This is a genomic window from Weissella sp. ESL1156 (assembly GCF_058505625.1).
Genome location: NZ_CP196372.1, coordinates 1,411,978 through 1,431,926 on the forward strand (window position 1 = coordinate 1,411,978; position 19,949 = coordinate 1,431,926).

Annotated in this window: 19 protein-coding genes and 1 pseudogene; 11 read left to right on the plus strand and 9 right to left on the minus strand. The window is 36.4% G+C overall.

The window, feature by feature from the left end; translation table 11 throughout:
• Positions 1–298: 298 nt before the first annotated feature.
• Positions 299–1,897 carry an APC family permease gene (locus ACSKY2_RS07310; protein ID WP_489877300.1) on the plus strand — a complete coding sequence of 533 codons (1,599 nt, stop codon included), beginning with the start codon at positions 299–301 and terminating at the stop codon, positions 1,895–1,897.
• Positions 1,898–1,943: 46 nt separating this feature from the next.
• On the opposite strand, the gene ACSKY2_RS07315 is transcribed toward ACSKY2_RS07310, so the two are convergent.
• Complete coding sequence (locus ACSKY2_RS07315; RefSeq protein WP_489877301.1) at positions 1,944–2,528, minus strand: TetR/AcrR family transcriptional regulator; 585 nt, start codon at positions 2,526–2,528, stop codon at positions 1,944–1,946.
• A 111-nt stretch (positions 2,529–2,639) separates the two neighbouring features.
• Here ACSKY2_RS07315 and ACSKY2_RS07320 point away from each other — a divergent pair, with 111 nt between their 5' ends.
• Positions 2,640–3,893: a YhgE/Pip domain-containing protein gene (locus ACSKY2_RS07320; RefSeq protein ID WP_489877302.1), complete on the plus strand. Its 1,254-nt coding sequence runs from the start codon at positions 2,640–2,642 to the stop codon at positions 3,891–3,893.
• Between the two features lie 44 nt (positions 3,894–3,937).
• Here the strand turns inward: ACSKY2_RS07320 and ACSKY2_RS07325 are convergent, their stop codons facing one another.
• Both ACSKY2_RS07325 and ACSKY2_RS07330 read right to left on the minus strand, forming a co-directional pair.
• A complete protein-coding gene (locus tag ACSKY2_RS07325) occupies positions 3,938–4,534 on the minus strand; it encodes a TVP38/TMEM64 family protein (RefSeq protein ID WP_489840458.1) in 597 nt (198 codons plus the stop codon).
• Positions 4,535–4,577: 43 nt separating this feature from the next.
• On the minus strand, positions 4,578–4,883 hold the full coding sequence (locus ACSKY2_RS07330) for an ArsR/SmtB family transcription factor (RefSeq protein ID WP_489840457.1): 306 nt from the start codon (positions 4,881–4,883) through the stop codon (positions 4,578–4,580).
• 94 nt (positions 4,884–4,977) lie between these two features.
• On the opposite strand from ACSKY2_RS07330, the gene ACSKY2_RS07335 reads away from it, so the two are divergent.
• The 5 genes from ACSKY2_RS07335 (at position 4,978) to ACSKY2_RS07355 (ending at position 9,798) form a co-directional block, all read left to right on the plus strand.
• Positions 4,978–5,556: a cadmium resistance transporter gene (locus ACSKY2_RS07335; RefSeq protein WP_489877303.1), complete on the plus strand. Its 579-nt coding sequence runs from the start codon at positions 4,978–4,980 to the stop codon at positions 5,554–5,556.
• A gap of 105 nt (positions 5,557–5,661) precedes the next feature.
• Positions 5,662–6,351, plus strand: a complete 690-nt coding sequence (locus tag ACSKY2_RS07340) for a triose-phosphate isomerase (protein WP_489877304.1) — start codon at positions 5,662–5,664, stop codon at positions 6,349–6,351.
• Between the two features lie 175 nt (positions 6,352–6,526).
• Entirely contained in the window at positions 6,527–7,489 is a 963-nt protein-coding gene (locus tag ACSKY2_RS07345; protein ID WP_489877305.1) for a 2-hydroxyacid dehydrogenase family protein, read from the plus strand.
• Positions 7,490–7,625: 136 nt separating this feature from the next.
• Complete coding sequence (locus ACSKY2_RS07350; RefSeq protein WP_489840453.1) at positions 7,626–8,777, plus strand: aminotransferase class I/II-fold pyridoxal phosphate-dependent enzyme; 1,152 nt, start codon at positions 7,626–7,628, stop codon at positions 8,775–8,777.
• A 25-nt stretch (positions 8,778–8,802) separates the two neighbouring features.
• Positions 8,803–9,798 carry a D-2-hydroxyacid dehydrogenase gene (locus ACSKY2_RS07355; RefSeq protein WP_489877306.1) on the plus strand — a complete coding sequence of 332 codons (996 nt, stop codon included), beginning with the start codon at positions 8,803–8,805 and terminating at the stop codon, positions 9,796–9,798.
• A 55-nt stretch (positions 9,799–9,853) separates the two neighbouring features.
• Here ACSKY2_RS07355 and ACSKY2_RS07360 read toward each other — a convergent pair whose 3' ends face one another.
• Complete coding sequence (locus tag ACSKY2_RS07360; RefSeq protein WP_489877307.1) at positions 9,854–11,161, minus strand: NCS2 family permease; 1,308 nt, start codon at positions 11,159–11,161, stop codon at positions 9,854–9,856.
• 263 nt (positions 11,162–11,424) lie between these two features.
• On the opposite strand from ACSKY2_RS07360, the gene ACSKY2_RS07365 reads away from it, so the two are divergent.
• On the plus strand, positions 11,425–12,114 hold the full coding sequence (locus ACSKY2_RS07365) for a DUF6198 family protein (RefSeq protein WP_489840450.1): 690 nt from the start codon (positions 11,425–11,427) through the stop codon (positions 12,112–12,114).
• Positions 12,115–12,230: 116 nt separating this feature from the next.
• On the opposite strand, the gene ACSKY2_RS07370 is transcribed toward ACSKY2_RS07365, so the two are convergent.
• The 3 genes from ACSKY2_RS07370 to ACSKY2_RS07380 are packed head-to-tail and all read right to left on the minus strand — an operon-like array spanning position 12,231 to position 14,057.
• Positions 12,231–12,971, minus strand: coding sequence for a hypothetical protein (locus tag ACSKY2_RS07370; RefSeq protein ID WP_489877308.1), 741 nt, complete (start codon positions 12,969–12,971; stop codon positions 12,231–12,233).
• Complete coding sequence (locus tag ACSKY2_RS07375) at positions 12,971–13,678, minus strand: ATP-binding cassette domain-containing protein (RefSeq protein ID WP_489840448.1); 708 nt, start codon at positions 13,676–13,678, stop codon at positions 12,971–12,973. Before ACSKY2_RS07375 ends, ACSKY2_RS07370 begins: the two co-directional genes overlap by 1 nt.
• The gene (locus tag ACSKY2_RS07380) at positions 13,665–14,057 is read right to left on the minus strand and encodes a GntR family transcriptional regulator (protein ID WP_489840447.1); all 393 of its coding nucleotides are present in this window, start codon (positions 14,055–14,057) and stop codon (positions 13,665–13,667) included. Before ACSKY2_RS07380 ends, ACSKY2_RS07375 begins: the two co-directional genes overlap by 14 nt.
• Before the next feature lie 125 nt (positions 14,058–14,182).
• Between ACSKY2_RS07380 and ACSKY2_RS07385 the strand changes: the two genes are divergently transcribed.
• Positions 14,183–14,884 (plus strand): ribonuclease H family protein, encoded by a 702-nt coding sequence (locus tag ACSKY2_RS07385; protein WP_489877309.1) that lies wholly within the window; start codon positions 14,183–14,185, stop codon positions 14,882–14,884.
• A 248-nt stretch (positions 14,885–15,132) separates the two neighbouring features.
• Here ACSKY2_RS07385 and ACSKY2_RS07390 read toward each other — a convergent pair whose 3' ends face one another.
• Positions 15,133–15,951: a Cof-type HAD-IIB family hydrolase gene (locus tag ACSKY2_RS07390; RefSeq protein WP_489877310.1), complete on the minus strand. Its 819-nt coding sequence runs from the start codon at positions 15,949–15,951 to the stop codon at positions 15,133–15,135.
• A 50-nt stretch (positions 15,952–16,001) separates the two neighbouring features.
• Positions 16,002–17,345 (minus strand): TrkH family potassium uptake protein, encoded by a 1,344-nt coding sequence (locus ACSKY2_RS07395; protein WP_489877311.1) that lies wholly within the window; start codon positions 17,343–17,345, stop codon positions 16,002–16,004.
• Positions 17,346–18,077: 732 nt separating this feature from the next.
• Between ACSKY2_RS07395 and rlmH the strand changes: the two genes are divergently transcribed.
• Positions 18,078–18,557: a 23S rRNA (pseudouridine(1915)-N(3))-methyltransferase RlmH gene (gene rlmH / locus ACSKY2_RS07400; RefSeq protein ID WP_489840443.1), complete on the plus strand. Its 480-nt coding sequence runs from the start codon at positions 18,078–18,080 to the stop codon at positions 18,555–18,557.
• Positions 18,558–18,778: 221 nt separating this feature from the next.
• Positions 18,779–19,872: pseudogene (locus ACSKY2_RS07405) on the plus strand (alpha-hydroxy-acid oxidizing protein).
• Positions 19,873–19,949 lie beyond the last annotated feature (77 nt).

Sequence of the window (19,949 nt, forward strand, 5' to 3'; positions counted from 1 at the left end):
TTATTTGCCCCACTATCAGTCATTCATTCGCATTATAGCGAACAATAACAACTTTTATAAAAACTTTTATTAGTATTTTTGTTGTAACAATCTTTACAATAAATTGACAGCCTATTTATAATCATCAACAATTCTTTACAACTGCTATACAAACTACTTGAAATCGTTTTCTGTTTGTTTTCAATCAAATTAAATGCTTTCTTATTTAATAAATCTATTAAAATTGCCTCAATAATCCCTAATTTGGTATTATTTCATAAATTTGTTACAATATTGGCTATTACCTGAAGGAGGTATTATGAAGTCAAATAAAACAAAAAAAATTGGCTTATTTCAACTTGTCATGCTGACGCTTGGATCATTAATTGGTTCAGGCTGGTTATTTGGATCATGGGAGGCAACCCGCGTCGCTGGTCCAGCAGCAATTATTTCTTGGGTGATTGGTGGTGTCGTTATCGCATCAATCGCGTACAACTATATTGAACTAGGCACAATGTTTCCTGAAGCTGGTGGTATGAGTCGTTATGCCCAGTACTCACATGGACCCTTACTTGGTTTTATTTCTTCTTGGTCTAACTGGGTATCTTTGATTGCTTTGATTCCGATTGAAGCAGTTGCCGCCGTTCAATATATGAGTTCATGGCCGTGGTCATGGGCTAATTGGACTAACCAATTTTTCAGTAATGGTGAAATTACTACACCTGGACTATTGCTAGTCTTTGGTTTTATGTTAGTATTTACCCTTATTAATTTTTGGTCAGTCACCTTACTAACAAAGTTCACTAATTTTATTTCTATTTTCAAAATAGGTATTCCGACTATTACGGTTATCATGTTGACACTTTCAAGTTTTCACCCTGGTAATTATGGTCACTCAATGCATGAATTCATGCCTTATGGTTCTGCGCCTATCTTTTCAGCAACGGCAACAGCTGGTATTATTTTTTCGTTTAATGCCTTCCAAACAGTTATTAACATGGGAAGCGAAATCAAAAACACGAAAAAGAATATTAATCGTGGTATCTTCTTATCATTACTAATTAGTGGTGTTATTTATGTGCTAATTCAAAGTGCCTTTATCACAGCCATTGATCCTAGTATACTAGCAAAGCATGGTTGGAACGGCATTAACTTCAGTTCACCGTTTGCTGACTTAGCAATTCTGTTAGGTATTCATTGGTTATCTGTCTTGCTATACTTAGATGCGTTTATTTCACCTGTTGGTACTGGGGTATCATTTGCTGCTTCAACTGGTCGAGTACTATACGCTATGGAAAGTAACAAGCACATGCCAAAGTACTTAGGTAAACTTACTGGTAAATTCCAGATGCCACACGCTGCGATGATTACTAATTTTGTTATTAGTATGATCATGGTTTCGGTATTTCGTTCATGGTCAACACTGGCAACCGTTATCTGTGCATCAACATTGATTGCTTACTTAACAGGACCAGTTACTGCCGTTGCCTTTAGACGTTTAGGGGCTGATTTCAAGCGTCCCGTTAAATTACGTTTCTTATCAATTATTGCTCCGGTAGCGTTCGTATTAGCTTCACTAGCAATTTACTGGTCAATGTGGCCAACAACTGTTGAAGTTATTATTGTTATCATGCTTGGATTACCGATTTATTTCTATTATGAATATAAGGCCAAACACAATGATACCTTCAAAGCTTTCAAGTCAGCGCTATGGTTAATTGTTTATCTTGTCTTTATTTCAATCATTTCATTTGCTGGTAGTCATGAATTCAACGGAATTGGTTGGATTCATTATCCATGGGATTTCGTCGTCATTATTGTCGTCTCATTAATTTTTTATTACTGGGGTGTCAAAAGCGCCAAAGTCTTCCCTGATTTATATCAAGCAAAAAAGTTAAACGATACAGTTAAAGAATAGATTATAAAAAAGCAGCTACTTCAAAAGACATGAAGTAGTTGCTTTTTTAGATTAATTTACTTATGTTTTGTGTCACAAACGTCCCAATAAATGTTTCGATATCCTGTTTTATAAAGCGACTATCACTACTCCACAAACTAATTAATCCCAAAATTGCTGAGCTTGTATAATTTGCTAATAATTCTTGCTGTTTATCAGAATGCCGTCCAGTGTGATTACCAAGTTTAGTAACTGTTGCCATCCCTTCATCCAACAAAAAATCCTTAAACTTCACGTAAAAATGATTATCCCCTAAACGATTTAATAAGGTATCAATCATCTCTAAATTATCAGAAATTGTATCTAACAACGGCGTAATAATCGTCGGTACCAGTTGAATTTCATTTAATGAATTAACTTGTTTTAACAGCTGTTCGTGTTCAATATAGAATTTACTCAAAATGCTTTCTTCGCAGTCCTCAATTAAAGCCTCTTTATTTTCAAAGTAACGATAAAATGAGCCTCGATCGATTTGGGCTTTTTTTGTAATATCAGAAACCCTAACTTCTGTTGCGGGTATTTCTTGCAAAATTTCAATAAATGCCCGCACAATTTTCTGTTTTGTTTGTGCTGTTCGATCAAGTTGTTTCAAAATCTTCCCCCTATACAACATATTAAACCAGTCTGTTGCGTTTTTATGTTTAGCTAAATATTATAATACAACATGTTGTTGGATAAATTATAAATAAAGGAGAATATGTTTATGTGGAAAGTCATTTCTAGTAAAATGTTTTGGCTATATGCAGTTGCCATTTTCGCAGTATTAGCAATTTTTTCATTTGCACAAATCGGCGCTCGTAATTCCGTAAAGCTGAAGCAATTACCAATTGCTGTTGTCAACAATTCTGGCGACAAGCAGAGTAAAGCAATTATTGATAAGCTTGAAGACAAGTTTGATGATGATGACGCCCAACTTAAGTTGATCAACGTCAAAAATGAAAACAAATTACAAAATGGTTTGGATGATAAGAAGTACTACGGTGCTTTGGTCATTGATAAAAACTTTGATAAGCGTTTAGCAGGTCAACAAAACTACCTTAAAGGATTGGTCATCCAAGCTAAGACAAAGGACTTACCTAAGGAAGCTATCGCTGGTAATTCTCAGTTAAAGGCGCAAACTGAAGCTGCTGCTGGCTTAACTAAAACGTTGCCAGCTCAAGCTAAAGTTAAAATCATTACGAACCAAGGTATGAATGCAACCGCATCTTCTATTGTTACAACTGCACTACCTAAAATCATTAACGGTCTAAGTACAGGTGTTTCACAAAAAATGCAAAATGTCTTAACAGAAAATAAAATCACATTATCACCTGCGCAATGGCAGACGATTAATCAACCAATCACTTCAACGACTAAAGTTATGAACAAAATTCCAGATAAGAGTGTTAGCGGTATGGCGTCATTATTGATGGTTGTTATTTCATGGTTAGGTTCACTAATCGGTGCTATTCTACTCTGGCGTGAACACAAAAAGCGCTCTGAAAATGGTCGTTTCAATGCTAGCCTGGTTACCAGTCAAATCATAACGGGTATTGTGCTAGCAGCTATGATTAGCTTAACGATTTATTTCTTTGCTCACATTTGCTTCGATGTTCCTGTTCCTAATACTGGTAATTTCTTGTTAACAATCGGCTTTAGCGCCTTCATTTTCTACCTAATCCAAACTTTCATTGTGGATTGGTTGGGATTTGCTGGTGCACCGATTCTCGTCATTATCATGTTGCTATCAATGGGTGTCCTAACATATCCAAAGGAAATGTTAACACCACTATTCGCAAATGGTATTTACAGCTGGACACCATTACGCTTCCCATTGGATATGATTACTAACAGCCTATATATTCATGGCACCCCTGCTTCAAACATGACTGATATTATTGTCTTGTCATGCATTGGTGTTGGCTCAATAATTTTCATGTATCTATCAATGTTAAAGAAGCCTAAGACTAAAAAATAAAGTATAACGACAAAAAGGAAAGTTCCACGTGGAACTTTCCTTTTTTAGTTGCCTATTAATTTTAATAACCAATCAGCACCATACAACATCGCCATACTATAAATAAAAATAGATAACGGCTTACCAAGTACAATAATTAGTGTAAATTCACGCCACGTCATTTCGGTTAAACTTGTCAGTAACACCAACGCATCATCAGGTGCAACTGGTGAAAAAATTAGCAATGCAAATGTCCAATGCCACCCTTTTGAATCTAATCGATGCATATATTTGTTCAGTGTATCTTCACTCACAAATATATCAATAACTCGGCGACCATATCGCCGTCCTAACCAGAATAATATTATTGATCCCAGTACAATGCCGACATAATTATAAACAAAACCTAACCACGGACCAAACATGACTACTCCCGCAGCTAATGAAACACCTCCTGGTAATATTGGGATAACAACTTGGACAATCTGTACGAATACAAACAGTATGGGCGCCCAAATACCATATTTTTTGAGTAACTTAATCAGTGAATCTGTATCATTAAAAACACCAATCCGATACAAATGAATCACTAGCCATCCCAATAATACCAACATCATAACCGACAATATTTTTATCAATAAACGTATATAGCGTATTCGCATGTCATCCCCCAAGACCGCCATCAAATTTTTTGACTAATTTTTTTCAACTTGATCGACCTAAAATATGTCGTGCGTGCCCCATTGTCGCATCAACAACCGTTAAAACATGCGTATCATCTAGTGAATAAACACTATGTTGGCCATCTTTATTAAATGATACCAATCGATAGTCGCGTAATATCCGTAGTTGTTTTGAAACACCAGGCTGTGACATGTTTAATGCTTGCACCAACTCATTGACTGTCATAGGGGTCCGTTCCAATAGTAATAAAATTTGTAAACGTGTTTCACTACTAAGCACTTTTAAAATTTCATGAGCAGTATCAAATTCCTCTTGATCAAATTTCATTTAATTTTCCTCTTTTAAATGTCGTATGATAATGATAACATATACCGAAAAGGTTATATAATCAAATGGTTATATAAAGCAAGGAGACTTATCTATGCACATCACTCTAATGACCACCGTATTTATTGGTGCGAATGTTGATTTCTTTATTGTTTTAATTTTTATGCTTCAAAAATATCGTTTACGCTATACGATGCTTGGTTACACTTTGGGCGTTTTGACATTATTTACGATCAGTGCCGTTGCTGGTCAAATGATTCAAACTTTTTTACCCACTTGGTCAATTGGTTTATTAGGTTTGCTTCCTATTTGGTTTGCTATTCGTGGTGAAACTGACGATGATGACCAGACAAAATCAACAAATAGTGCTAATGCCACTTGGTTTGTTTATGTGATGTACTTGGCTTCGTGTGGTGCTGATAACTTTGCACTATATATTCCTGTATTATCAACCTTTAATCTATTTGAAACAATCTTTGCTGGCATTTATTTTATCATTTGGGCCTTATTGACAAGCATATGCGCATACTATATTTGTCACATTCGCTTTGTAAAAACGCTATTTACCAAGTATGGTGATCTAATCACCCGTATTTTCTATCTTGCAATTGGTCTGTTCGTGATGTTCGACACGGGTCTCTTAACAAAGCTTTATTATCTATTCATACACTAATCCTAATACCAACAATACGACAGTTTAAGCCATCATAAATTATTAAAGTTTACATGTTATACTATGACGTATACAAGTAATCGTCATATATGGAGGTATTATCCAATGCTAGCCGTCTTAAATTTTAAAAATTTAGTTGACTTTGAGCAACAAAAACAATTTTTGACTGATCTTAGTCAAGCAAGTGTCGACATCGATTTAAAGATTGCACCGACTTTGCCCGTACCTAACACGTATGATAATTTTGAAATTATCAGCCAAAATTTGACTATTAAACAACGAACTGTTGGCGAAATTTCGCCAAGTGTTTTACAGTCTCTTGGTATTACAACGAGTTTTATTGGGCATTTGGAACGTCGCAAGTCATTAAATGAGGGGCTATTGATTGTCCGGAATCGATTAGAAAATGCACTCGAGAATGATATCACACCAATTATTTCAGTTGGTCAATATAGCAATATTGAAATGGTTGTTGAAGAATTGGGCATTTTACTGAAGGATGAACCAATTCATAAACCAATCATTATTGCCTATGAGTCATTGGCTTCAACTGAAATGGGTCGCGCACTTTATTCAATCGATGAAATTCGCGAGATTCATCATGCGATTCGTCACTTTATGGCACAACATTATCCTGAAATTAACTATCAACTAATTTTAGGTGGTCACATGGATGAAGCAGGTTCACCAATTGCCAAGGCCATTGGTTATGATGGTGTCTTAATTGGCGATCGTTACCACACCTTAGCTGAGTTCCAACCTGTTCTAGATGCTCTCAATAAGCTGAGTCATTAGAATATCTACATAAAAAGTCATCTATTTGCCGTTAGTTAAGAAAGCCATTATCTTAACCATAACGTCATAATAGATGACTTTTTTGAACGAATCATACAACAACTGACTAATTTGTCATTTCACACAAATTGCGAGATAATGAAAGCGTTATCAAAACAAAAAGAGGGGAAACATTATGAGTAAGGTATATCTATCTGCAGAGCTACCATCACTGGCTGTACAAACACTGTCTAAACATGGTTTTACTGTTTCTGTTTATGATGGTGATGGCTTAATTTCACATGAAACATTACTTGAAAACGTTCGTGATATTGATTTTTTGATTACACCACTCTCAACAAAGGTTGATCAAGAAATTATTGATGCTGCGCCAAAGCTCAAATTAATTGCAAATTTTGGGGCTGGCTTTAATAATATTGATACAAATTATGCCAAAGAAAAGGGCATTGTTGTGACAAACACGCCTGCTGTTTCAACGAATGCCGTTGCCGAAGTAACCATTAGTTTAATGTTGGCACTCAGCCACCGCATTGTCGAAGGTGACCAAAAAATGCGCCATGATGGCTTTCCTGGCTGGGCACCTTTATATTTCTTAGGTCATGAAATTGCAGGCAAAACATTAGGAATCGTCGGCTTAGGAAATATTGGTAGTGACGTTGCACGTAAGGCAAATGCATTGGGGATGCATGTGCAATACTACAAGCGCACACCACTATCTGATCCAGAAGAGCGCTCAATGAAAGTTACTTATAGATCACTTAATGAATTAATTACCACTAGTGACTTTATCTCAATTAATGCGCCACAAACCGATGAAAATTATCATCAGTTTGATGCAACTGCTTTTAAAGCCATGAAATCAACTGCCGCCATTATTAACGTGGGTCGTGGACCAATCATTGATGAGGCTGCCTTATTAACTGCTTTAAAGAATGGTGAAATTGCTGGTGCTGCGTTAGATGTTTATGAACACGAACCTAACGTAGATGATGGCTTTAAACTACTGAAAAATGTCATTCTCACACCACATGTTGGTAATGCAACTGTTGAAGCGCGTGATGCAATGGCAAAAATCGTGACTGATAACGTTATTCTTGTTAATAATGGGCATTCTGCTAAATTTATTGTTAATCCGTAAAAAATAATCATAACAGGCACAAGACAATCTTTCGGTGACGATTGATTGTCTTTTTTTATAAAAATGACTCTGCAAAATAACCTTAGAAAATGTATAATACTATTAAAATATAATGAGAAAACTAGAGGTGATTTATATGACACGTCGTCTTGCTAATTTATTTCAGAATCAACCAACTAATATCATGTCAGATATTGGTAAAAACGCTTCGTTAATGACCAATGTTATTAATTTATCAATTGGTGATCCAGACATGATCACACCAGAACCTATTTTAACAGCTGCAAAAGAAGCATTGACCGCTGGTAAAACGCACTACACAGCTAGTGATGGTGACCCAGAATATTTACAAGCCATCATTGATTTTTATCAACAAAAATTTCACATAACCTATCACCAGGAAAATGTCCGTGCCACCGTTGGTGCTAGTCATGCAACTTATTTAGCATTGGGTGCCATTATTGACCCTGATGATGAAGTGATTGTATTTGAACCTTATTTTTCTCCTTACAAAGTCCAGATTGAAGCACACTATGGCAAGATGGTCATTGTGCCTTGTTCAGCTGATAATTATTTTCAACCAACGAAGGCAGATATTATGGCTGCTATTACCAACAAGACCAAAGCCATCATCGTGAACACACCAAATAACCCAACTGGTGCTGTTTATAATCAAGAAACATTACAAACACTCGCTGACTTAGCAAAATCAAATGATTTCTATCTAATTGCCGATGAAGTCTATTGGCCATTTGTATATGGCAATCATGAATTTATGCCATTAGAAGTACTCGCACCCGAACATACCTTAGTTGCTGGTTCTTTATCAAAAATATTTGCAATGACTGGTTTTAGAATTGGTTATTTAGCTGGCCCAGCCGATGTTGTCGCTGCTGCTGGCTTGTTAAATGAAGGTGTCGATTTTTCTGCACCAAGTGTTTCACAAGCTGCTGGTGCTTATGGCTTACAACATATCGATGAATTTACACCAACGTTGAAGGAACAATTTGGAGAACGCTTAAACTACGTAGCGACTGAACTAAACAAGTTGCCTTGGTTAACTATCCTACCTGTTTCCGGCAGTATTTACTTGTTTGCTGATATTTCAGCAACAGGCATGGATGATATTGCATTTAGTAATTACTTATTAGAAAAAGCAGGTGTACTAGTTATCCCAGGTCAAGCATTTGGCGATGCTGGTAAGGGCTACATTCGAATTGCTGTGACACAAGATATGGCTACTCTAAAACGCGCCGTACAAGCTTTCTCAACGTTGACCTTTTCATAATGCTATTTACAAAGGAAAATGATAAATGACAAAAATTTTAATGTATCATATCATGGATGATGAAAAAGTGGTTGTGAAACAGTGGTTAACCCACCATCCTGACGTCCAAATTGATTATAATGACGTCACCTTAACTCCTGAAACTGTGGCTTTATCAAGGGGGTATGATGGTATTTCAACGCAACAAGATAATCTCATTGATGATCCCATTGTTTACCAAAAATTACATGAATTTGGTATCAAACAAATCACATTACGGATAACTGGCTACGACACGATTAATTTAAATTTTGCCACCCAAAATCATCTAAAAGTCACTAATGTGCCAGCATATTCACCACGTTCTGTTTCTGAAATGGTCTTAACACAAGTCATGTGGTTATTACGTCATTTAAATACTGCACAACGACGTGAACAATCTGGTGACTTTACATGGGAAGGTCTGCAATCTCGTGAAATTCATGATTTAACTGTTGGTATTATTGGTGCTGGTAAAATCGGTAGTGAAGTTGCTCGTATTTTTAAAGCACTAGGTGCCTCTGTCATTGCAGCAGATCCAATTCATCGTCCTGAATTAAATAGTGTGTTAGATTATGTTGATCACGATATGGTCTATCAAGAAGCAGACATCGTGACAACCCACACACCACTTTTAGACAGTACCTATCATTTATTTGATGAAACTGTTTTTAAAAAGATGAAATCAAGTGCGATATTTATTAATGCTTCACGTGGTGGTGTCGTTGATACCCCTGCCTTAATTACTGCATTGCGTCATCACGATATTACTGCCGCTGGTTTGGATACCATTGAAGGTGAAGCAGATATCTTTAGTAACGACTTTTCTAAAACATCATTTCACAATGATTATTTAAAAACTATTTTAGAGTTACCTAATGCCATTATTACCCCACACATTGGTTTTTACACTGATAATGCGATTCGGAATATGGTTGAAATTTCTCTAAAGGACATGCTGACTATTATACATGGTGGCACCAGCGACCATGAACTAAACTAAAAAACAGTCGATTGAAAATTTCAATCGACTGTTTTTAATGTTTCACATGGAACCATTAACCATTTGTTTGTATAATAAAGACAAATAAGATAAACAACAATCCCAGACCATACATAATTGGATGAACTTTCTTACCGCGTCCAGTCACGATCATCAAAATTGGATAAACAATAAATCCAAGAGCGATACCATCAGAAATTGAATATGATAGTGGCATACCCAGAACAGTTAAGAACGATGCTGCAGCTACTGGGAAATCATGCCAATTAATTTCAGCCAAGTTGCTTGCCATCAAAATACCAACGATAATCAATGCTGGTGCTGTCACATTAGAAGTCACAACGACCAGCAATGGTGAGAAGAACAATGACAACAATAAGAAAAATCCTGTAAACACTGATGTCAAACCTGTACGACCACCTAAGGCAATACCTGTTGATGATTCAACAAAGGCTGTTGTTGGTGAAGTTCCTAATAATGAACCACCCAACATACCAATGGCATCTGCCATCAAAGCTTTACCAGCTCGTGGTAACTCATTGTTAACTAAGAAACCACCAGAACGCGCAATACCAATTAACGAACCAGCTGTATCAAAGAAAGCAACTAATAGGAAAGTTAAAATAACCGGTACCATCTGCCAAGTAAAGACATCCTTCAAACCAAAGATAGCTTGTCCAAAAGTTGGTGACAAACTTGGCACACTTGAAACAATTGATGAAGGTAACGGAATCAAACCTGTAACTAAACCAATAATAGAAGTAACAACCATACCAATAAAAATGGCACCAGGAACTTTACGTGCGTACAACGCAAAAGTAATGAGTACACCAGCAATCGTCAATAATACTTTCGGATCACTCCAATTACCCCAACCAATAATGGTGGATTTATTAGCAGCAATCAATCCACCATCGACCAAGCCGATCATGGCAATAAAGAAGCCAATACCACCAGCAATTGCCGCTTTTAAATCAGCTGGAATAGCATTAATAATGATTTCTCGGATTTTAAACACCGTCAAAAGCCAGAAAATAACACCAGCAACAAAAACACCCGCTAGCGCAGTTTGCCATTTAATACCCATACCGATAACAACACTATAAGCAAAGAAAGCATTGATACCAAGCCCTGGGGCGATAGCAAATGGATACTTTGCAACAACACCCATAAAGATGGTTGCAATCGCACCAATTAGACCAGTTGCAACGAAAACAGCATTTTTATCCATGCCAGTTGCACCTAGTACTGAAGGGTTAACGAATAAAATATAAGCCATCGACAGGAATGTTGTTAATCCAGCTAGTAACTCGGTTTTAACAGACGTTCCTGATTCAGATAGCTTGAAATAACGTTCAAACATGAAAACCAGACCCCTTAATAAATAATTCAATTTTTAAACAACTTCCCTATTGTATTATATTTGATTATCAAAAATCAAAGATTATCTTATTTTTTTCGTAAAACGGTGTCTTAAACAAGTAAAAAGCGAACTTTAATTCGATTTTACCGAACAATAAGATGCTTTATCACTGTACTTTATGATCTTTTTACAAAACTAATCGAACACATTTGCTAAAGTTTGTTAGAATGAAAATTGAGGTTAACTATGATTGAGGTATTTTTATGTATAACGAACATGGGCATTTAAGACGTTTATCGTCACACGAAATTATTATTTATTTTATTGCAGGTTTACTTTTTAATACATTTGGTAACGGCGTGACCGTTGCTGCCAATATGGGGTCTGCACCGTGGACAGCATCAGCCGCTAATATTGCTAACGCTACTCAAACACCAATTAGCATCATTCTCTTCTTCTATGGTGTTTTGGCAGCAATCGCTGTTTGCTTGTTACAACGACGCATTGATTGGCCACATCTAATTGGTAATATTCTCTTTGTTGTGGCATTCAGTGGCATCATTGGTCTTGTTTCAAACCGCTTAACTGCCATGGGATTAGGTGATTTACCAATCACTTGGCGAACTGTTATTGATTTTCTAGGGATTGTTTCGATTGGCTTTGGTGTTTCCATTACCCAACGTCTACAATTTATTCTGCATCCGATTGATGATTTAGCCAATCTAACGCGGTTCATGTTTTTTAAGGGTAATGCTGCTATTTCACAAATCATTAATTTTTCATTCCCAATGATGATATCAATGATTGTTTGGGCATTCTCTGGTGATTTGGTCGCCATTAATGTTGGAACACTGTTCTCATTCTTTTTCCAAGGCATGTTTATTGGATACGCTGATCATCACATTTTTGGTCATCTAGACCATAAATTAAATCATATTAAAATGAGTCACTAAACGTATCATGTCACGTATCGATTTTTTTAAACACATCTAAAAAGGGCATCAATTTATCTGATAAAAACAAGATAGATTAATGTCCTTTTTTGTATATATTAAAAATATTATTTAATTTACTTTGCATCATTATGGTATCTTAATAAATACCATATTAATCCCATCATAACAATATCTACCAGAATATCTATAATAACTGTTCCAAACCATCCGAACCCATAGCTTGTAATGCCAGGTATCCATTCAAATACGTACCCTGACACATAAATTAGTAGAATGAGTGCCAGCACTTTCACCCGTTGTTGCCATTTATCACCAACAAACCCCATTAACCAGTTATTTGTCACAACTGCTAAATTGAAAAAGAGATAAAATACAATCAGTATATTAAACACCCAACCAATGCCTCCGACGGTAATGGATGTCAAAGCATTCACAATTGCTTCGTGGAATGAAGAATTAACAAACCACTCTAATCCCAAAAAAATAATACCTGTAAGAAAAATTGCAAACACATGAATGATAAATCGAACAACTAGATTCCAAAATAGTAATTGATCGACACGCGCAGGCAACAACACATATTTTGATTTACTCCATGTTTTCGAAGCAGAAATAAACATCCGAATGCCTAATACAACAATAATACAAACGGCTAATAAACCTTCATAAACAACCAATCGGTCCTTGAAAGCTGATGAGACAATATTACCCGTAATTGCTTCATGTGGTACAAAAGGAAATAATTGCCAAATAAAAATTAAGATACCAATAACGGCACCAATACCCATGATAAACATAATGCGATTCATCGAATCTTTGGCAAAAATTTTAAAGAGTTGCGTATTTGTTAACATTATTCGCGCCCCCCGTTATCTTCAATATATAGTTGTGTATAGTACTGTTCCAACGACAATCCTTCCGTTTGACGAATGTTTTCAACTGAATCATAAGCCAGTAAGCGACCGTCTTTTAAAATAATCGCATCATCAACCAAACTTTCAATTTCTTGAATATAGTGCGTAGAAACTAGTACCGTGGCGTCTTCTGGTACCCAGTGCAAAAGTGACTGCATAATTTTTTTACGGGCTAACACGTCAACACCACCAAACGGTTCATCTAATAGATAGACAGCTGTATCACGTGAAATTGTCAAAGCAATGAGTAATTTTTCCATCGTTCCGGTTGATAATTTTGTCAGCCTTAACGTACGATCGATCCGCATAAACTTAATCAATTCATCCATTCGTTGTTCGTTGAAATCTGGATAGCCCATTTTGAAAAAGTCGACTATATCAGTCACACGATCATAATTATTCGCCCAATCTAATGTTGAAATATAGGATAATTTAGCTTTAATTTTAGCCCCTGTTGCACCATCAATCATAATATCCGAATGTGGATTAGGTTCAATTAGACCTGCAATCAGACGCATCAACGTGGTTTTACCAACGCCATTTTCTCCTAAGAGTGCAACCGTTCGTTTAGCAGGTATTTTAAAACTCAAACCGCGAAGTATGACATGCCTACTTTTTGTGTAATGCAAATTATTAACCTGTAACATTGGTCCTCCTCTTACTTAACTCCTCATAATGTGCCACAGCATTTGCAACTAATGTTGGTATTTCATCAGCTTGTGCAATATGCATAATTTCTTCAATATAACTTTGTGTGACCTGCATTTTTTTATCTATTTTCACAGCAGAGATTTTTTCTGCATTTTCAGTGACAAAATTTCCTTGCCCACGTTTTGTCACAATCAATCCAATATTAACTAATTGATTAATCGCATTTTGCACAGTTCGTGTACTAACAATCAATTGGACTGCCAGATCACGTACGCCAGGAATTTTACCCCCAGTTTCATAATGTCCTGCAAGAATTTGTTGTTCTAACCAAGTTGCTACTTGTAAATATATCGGCTGACTTGAACTAAATTCCATATTGGCTCCTTTCAGTGTTGCACCGTTATACTACACTAAAACAATAGGTACTGTCAACTTGTCAAAATTCAAGAAAATACTGTATCATTAAAAGCAATAAATTCAGAATTAAAGGGACTATTCTCATGAAAACTTATGCCATTATTGGTAACCAATACGAAGGCTTATATACCAAGCCTTGGTCAGCCGTTAAACCCTATACCCAGACAAAGCCAGCACCACGATTTAAAGGTTTTACAACCAAATCTGCTGCACAAGCCTGGTTTGATGAACAAGTGACTATTAAAAATGAACCATCTCGTCAATACAAAATTGCTTATAATGGCAAATTTAATGCCGATCCCAACCAATATTACATTTTTACCGATGGTGGTAGTCGTAATACTGGCAATGTTGCTGGTGGTCATGTTAAGAAAACGGATAAAGCTGGTTGGGCTATTGCCATTTATCGTGGCTCGAACCTCAATGAACCTATTTTTACCGACCAAGGGGCTTATTTTGGGCGAACAAATAACGATATGGAAATGTTAGCGTTAATAAATGCCTTATTACAAGCTGCTAAGGTTACAACCCCCATAACAATCGTTAGTGATTCAAAATATGTCTTAGATACCGTCACCAATTGGATGTACAACTGGGCAGCTAACGGTTGGCACAAACAAACTGGAGAAATTGCTAACTTAGAAGCCTGGCAAAAAATTTATACATTGATAAAACCAGTTGCACCAAGATTATCGTTTATTTGGGTTAAAGGGCATGCGACTAGTCACGGAAATGTCACGGTTGATCATTTATTGAACGATGCGATGGACCAGTTATCCGAATAACATTAAAAATGAGGCTTCATATATCGTCTCATTTTTTATTAATATTTCGCCCATTGTAACACCTATCACAAAGTTCATGTTAAAGAACATGTTAACAAAATTTTACAATCGTAATTCATAGGGAAACAAAAGTTTAACACGCTTAATGACTATTCAAATAGATTTCACAACGTTATTCTATCTATGCATATCATTTTTGTATATTTATGCACAACAAAAAGGCCAACCTTATAGGTTGGTCTTTTTAATTAAAGTAAGGTATCGATCGTCTTTAAGACACCATCATGATTGTTATCTGCAACTGCAGTTGGATAGAGGGCTTTCAAAGATTCATCACCGTTGATCATTGCAAAGGGATATGCTGCAACATTTAACATCTCAGCATCATTTAAACCATCACCAAAGGCTGCCAAATTTTCATTTAATTTCAATCCATAATGACTAGCAAGTACTTGTAAGCCATTGGCTTTATTAATGTTTGGTGCCACAATATCAACTGATCCATAACCAGATGTTGTCACGTGAGCACGACCTCCAAGACGTAAGCGTGCCAAATCAATAAATTTCTGCATTTGTTCTTCGGCAAAGGTCACGGTAACTTTCAAAATAGGTTCGTGCACTTGATCGACGAAATCAATTAATTGCAAATTATGATGATATTTTAACATTTTCGCTTTATGCACTAAATTCAAACGTGCCTGTGACTGTAGCATGTACGTCTTGGTTGTTCCCGTGAAAACTGCACCATGTAACGGTTGAAACGGTAATTCATTAATAACCGCCATGATATCCGTCACATCAGCAACGTGTAGACCAACCATTTGCAAAATTTCACCATCAGACGTTCTAACAATAGCACCATTATCTGCAACTAAATCATAACGTCCTTCAAACGCCTTAAAAGAAGGGTCAACTGACTCAATATCACGACCACTAGCAACGATAAAATGACCACCTTGAATCGTTAGTTTATCTAAAATATTAGCAAAATGCGTTTTATGATAGCGCCGATTATCGTTAAAAAATGTACTATCTAAATCCGAGGCAATCATCTTTATTTCTGACATGCTTGAACTCCTATCATTTTTATCTACAAGTTTACGCAACTTAATAGCTTTTAGCCAATAATTACTTCTTCAGTTGGATATTGGTAATTCCGTGTCTTATCGCGAATATTCATCACTGAGAACATCACTGTATACAAACCAACACGTCCAATGAACATCACGATCATAATGATGACTTTACCAAAACTCGTCAAATGAGGGGTTAATCCTAACGAGAATCCCGTTGTGGAGAAGGCTGAAATGACTTCAAAAACAATGTATTCCATACCTTGACCTTTTGGTATGGTTTCCGTCATCGTTAGTAGTAACGAAACAGCGGCAACGAACACAATTGAAATAACTGCTAACATCATCGCTTTAATGACTACTTTGGGACTGAAACGCCGTCCACCAAAATTCACTTGTTCTTGACCACGTAACGCTGCCAATGATTGCATCCACAAAATACCGAGCGTGGTTGTTTTAATACCACCAGATGTTGAACCTGGTGTACCACCAATAAACATTAATAAAGTGATAATCATAATACCTGCAGCAGATAATTGCGATAATGGGATAACTTCCAGACCTGCCGTACGTGGGACAACAGCTAAGAACAACGTATCAATGAGACGATGACCTAGTGATGAAGAATGCACTAACGGCGCTAAAATTTTTTCTGTAAAGAGGAACATCACAAAACTTAGTCCAACTAACCAAGCTGATACATGCAGGGCTACTTTCGTATGTAGACTAACGCGTCGTTGTTTGTGATAAAGCAATAAATCGCGCCAAACTAAGAATCCTAGTGAACCAGCTGTAATCAACAACATCCAAATAATCAAAATATAAGGATCATTTTGTAAAAACGTCACTGGTCGGTCGAAGAAGGTGAAACCCGCATTTCCAAATGCAGAAATTGACGAAGCAACACTCAAATAGATGCCTCGACTGACACCAAAACGAGGAATAAAGTCAGGTAGCATTAGCAAAGCACCCAAAATTTGAATAATTGCTGATAACGAGAAAACATATGACAACACACTCTTAACATCAGCTAAATTACGCAAATTTAAGGCTTGCTGTGCCATCAAACGTGCTTTCAAATCAAGACGTTGTCCCGTAATTGCAAATAACAAAACCGCAAACGTCATGAATCCCAATGCACCAATTTCAATCATAATCAATAAGATAACTTGCCCAAACATTGTCCAAGTTGTTGCGGTATTAACCACGGTCAACCCAGTAATCGCCGTTGCTGATACAGCTGTGAATAAGGCATCTAAAAAATTAACATGAACACCATTCTGCTGTGAAATCGGCATCTTTAATATCAACGCCCCAACAAATATAATCGCCAAAAATCCTAACGTTAATACTTGCGGTGGCGTTAATTTGTTAAATATTTTTTTCATAATTAAGTATCTCCCAACACTCTTTTATTATACATGAGCGCACCAAAAGTTTTTCACAGAATTTTGTGGATAAACAGAGGAAAAGTCCACGTATTCCACCGCCTTCTGTGGAAAACATGTTAATAACTCAAAATTTATGCCTGATAAACCCTATTAAACCAGGAAATAATTCAATGTGGAAAACCTGTTTAAAATAATTGTAATAGGCAAAAGGTTGTTAAATTAGGGTTTTAGCTTAAAATTAGGTTAAACTGTAATCAATTATTGGGTTTTAACTTAATTGTTGTCTTTTTAAGCAAAAATGTACGTATTTACCGTTATTATCCTACAATTATCACCTATTTCGCACAATTAAAAATACAAAAATCGAATGTTAATATCGTAAATTTCAAATATCCTTTGTTAAATTAATAAAGTGGCCGTTTTTGGACTGTGTATAACTTTTAAAATACTGACTTTTATTCTATATAAATTCACTAATTTATTAGTTATAAATCCCGTTATTATCCGTTTTTTATAGTTATCCACAAGCATTGTTCACAACAGTGGATAAGTGACTACCAATACTCATAAAAATCAGCTTAAACTCTGGTATAATAATGATTACAGGCATTTTTTAAGTTGTTATCAATTTGTGGATAACCCATGTTTTACAATTTATTTTGATACTTATCCACATCTTATGAAACATTTTTCGAAATGAAATAAACATATAAAGAAGGGATACGAACAATGAACATTAAAATTATCGGTGTTGGCAAATTAAAGGAAAAATATCTGAAAGATGGTATTAACGAATACACAAAACGTTTACATAAATTTGCGAAAGTTGATATTATTGAGGTCCCTGATGAAAAAGCACCTGAACAATTATCACAGGCACAAATGGATCAAGTCATGGCAAAAGAAGGTGACCGTATTCTTAATAAAATTAAAGATAAGGAATATGTTTTTGCATTAGCCATTAAGGGAACCGAACGCTCTAGTGAAGAACTAGCTGCTGAAATTGATCATTTAACGACGACCGGAAAGTCTGATTTAACCTTTGTGATTGGTGGATCATTGGGATTAGCCCCAGAAGTACTCAAACGAGCCAACACACAAATTAGTTTTGGGCGTTTCACGTTGCCACATCAACTCATGCGCCTCGTATTGACGGAGCAAATCTATCGTAGTTTTATGATCAATGCCCATACGCCTTATCATAAATAGTCCGTATTCATCGCGCTTTTTGTATAGACATCCTACTTTCCATAGAACCATAGAACATCCCATATGTGATTAAATAAACAATGACTTTGCATTAAAATGATATTAATTCTAATATTAAATCTTGTTTTTCGGAATCAACCGGTGTAAGGAACTCCTTGTAGGTTTAATGTAAACGCTTGCATTGTTTGCGCTTTTATTTAATTTTTAGGAGATTAATACACATGACAGAGTACATTGCTAGTGAACGTGAAGAAAAAATTGATTTTGTTAACACAAATGATTTGGAAGAAGCTGCAGCAGCTGTCATTCCAAAGGGTGGCTATGGATATATCCAAAGTGGTGCCGGTGATTTGATTACATACAAACGCAATATAACATCATTTGATAAAAAGGGCATCGTACCTAGTGTTTTACGTGATGTTGAAAATCCAGATACAGCTGTTGATTTCCAAGACATGCATCTTAGGGCCAAATCATTATGGCACCTGTTGCTGCACATGGTTTAGCGCACGTCGAAGGTGAGAAATATTCTGCCAAAGGGGTTGCTAACTTTGGATCAATTTACACTGCTTCTTCCTTTGCATCAACCACACTAGAAGATATCCGTGAAGCTGGTGGTCCAGATGCTAATCAGTGGTTCCAATTCTACATGAGTAAGGATAATGGCATCAACGACCAAATCATCACGACTGCTGAACGTAACGGTGCAAAGGCCATTGTGTTGACCGCTGATGCAACACTAGGTGGTAACCGTGAAGCTGATAAGCGTAACCACTTTACTTTCCCATTGCCAATGCCAATTGTTGCAGCTTATCAATCAGGTGTTGGTCAAACAATGGATGCCGTTTATAAGTCTGCTAAGCAAAAATTAGCGCCTTGTGATGTGGAATACATCGCGAGCCACACCGATATTCCTGTATATGTAAAGGGCGTTCAATCTGCTGAAGATGTTTATCGCTCATTAGATGCCGGTGCTCATGGTATTTGGGTAACAAACCATGGTGGCCGCCAATTAGATGGGGGACCAGCAGCGTTTGAATCTCTAGAGATTGTCGCTGATGCTGTTAATGGTCGGGTCCCAGTGGTCTTTGATAGTGGTGTTCGTCGTGGACAACACGTCTTCAAGGCTTTAGCTTCTGGTGCTGATCTGGTTGCGATTGGTCGACCTGTCATTTATGGTCTATCACTTGGTGGTGCAACCGGTGTTGAACAAGTCTTTAACTTCTTTAAGGATGAATTGGCACTGGTCATGCAATTAGCCGGTACGCAAACAATCACTGATGTTAAAAAATTTACTTTACGTGACGCTTGGTAATAATTTTTAATCAATTAACTAATCATAGAATATGTAACAAAGCATTGTAACTATCAGGTTACGATGCTTTTTTCCAC

Coding starts and splice junctions, on each gene's coding strand:
- ACSKY2_RS07330 (WP_489840457.1), bottom strand. CDS start 4,883: ATGAAATTTGATCAAGAGGAATTTGATACTGCTCATGAAATTTTAAAA.
- ACSKY2_RS07350 (WP_489840453.1), top strand. CDS start 7,626: ATGACACGTCGTCTTGCTAATTTATTTCAGAATCAACCAACTAATATC.
- ACSKY2_RS07395 (WP_489877311.1), bottom strand. CDS start 17,345: ATGAAAAAAATATTTAACAAATTAACGCCACCGCAAGTATTAACGTTA.
- ACSKY2_RS07370 (WP_489877308.1), bottom strand. CDS start 12,971: ATGTTAACAAATACGCAACTCTTTAAAATTTTTGCCAAAGATTCGATG.
- ACSKY2_RS07345 (WP_489877305.1), top strand. CDS start 6,527: ATGAGTAAGGTATATCTATCTGCAGAGCTACCATCACTGGCTGTACAA.
- ACSKY2_RS07340 (WP_489877304.1), top strand. CDS start 5,662: ATGCTAGCCGTCTTAAATTTTAAAAATTTAGTTGACTTTGAGCAACAA.
- rlmH (WP_489840443.1), top strand. CDS start 18,078: ATGAACATTAAAATTATCGGTGTTGGCAAATTAAAGGAAAAATATCTG.
- ACSKY2_RS07310 (WP_489877300.1), top strand. CDS start 299: ATGAAGTCAAATAAAACAAAAAAAATTGGCTTATTTCAACTTGTCATG.
- ACSKY2_RS07385 (WP_489877309.1), top strand. CDS start 14,183: ATGAAAACTTATGCCATTATTGGTAACCAATACGAAGGCTTATATACC.
- ACSKY2_RS07360 (WP_489877307.1), bottom strand. CDS start 11,161: ATGTTTGAACGTTATTTCAAGCTATCTGAATCAGGAACGTCTGTTAAA.
- ACSKY2_RS07365 (WP_489840450.1), top strand. CDS start 11,425: ATGTATAACGAACATGGGCATTTAAGACGTTTATCGTCACACGAAATT.
- ACSKY2_RS07325 (WP_489840458.1), bottom strand. CDS start 4,534: ATGCGAATACGCTATATACGTTTATTGATAAAAATATTGTCGGTTATG.
- ACSKY2_RS07355 (WP_489877306.1), top strand. CDS start 8,803: ATGACAAAAATTTTAATGTATCATATCATGGATGATGAAAAAGTGGTT.
- ACSKY2_RS07375 (WP_489840448.1), bottom strand. CDS start 13,678: ATGTTACAGGTTAATAATTTGCATTACACAAAAAGTAGGCATGTCATA.
- ACSKY2_RS07335 (WP_489877303.1), top strand. CDS start 4,978: ATGCACATCACTCTAATGACCACCGTATTTATTGGTGCGAATGTTGAT.
- ACSKY2_RS07320 (WP_489877302.1), top strand. CDS start 2,640: ATGTGGAAAGTCATTTCTAGTAAAATGTTTTGGCTATATGCAGTTGCC.
- ACSKY2_RS07390 (WP_489877310.1), bottom strand. CDS start 15,951: ATGTCAGAAATAAAGATGATTGCCTCGGATTTAGATAGTACATTTTTT.
- ACSKY2_RS07380 (WP_489840447.1), bottom strand. CDS start 14,057: ATGGAATTTAGTTCAAGTCAGCCGATATATTTACAAGTAGCAACTTGG.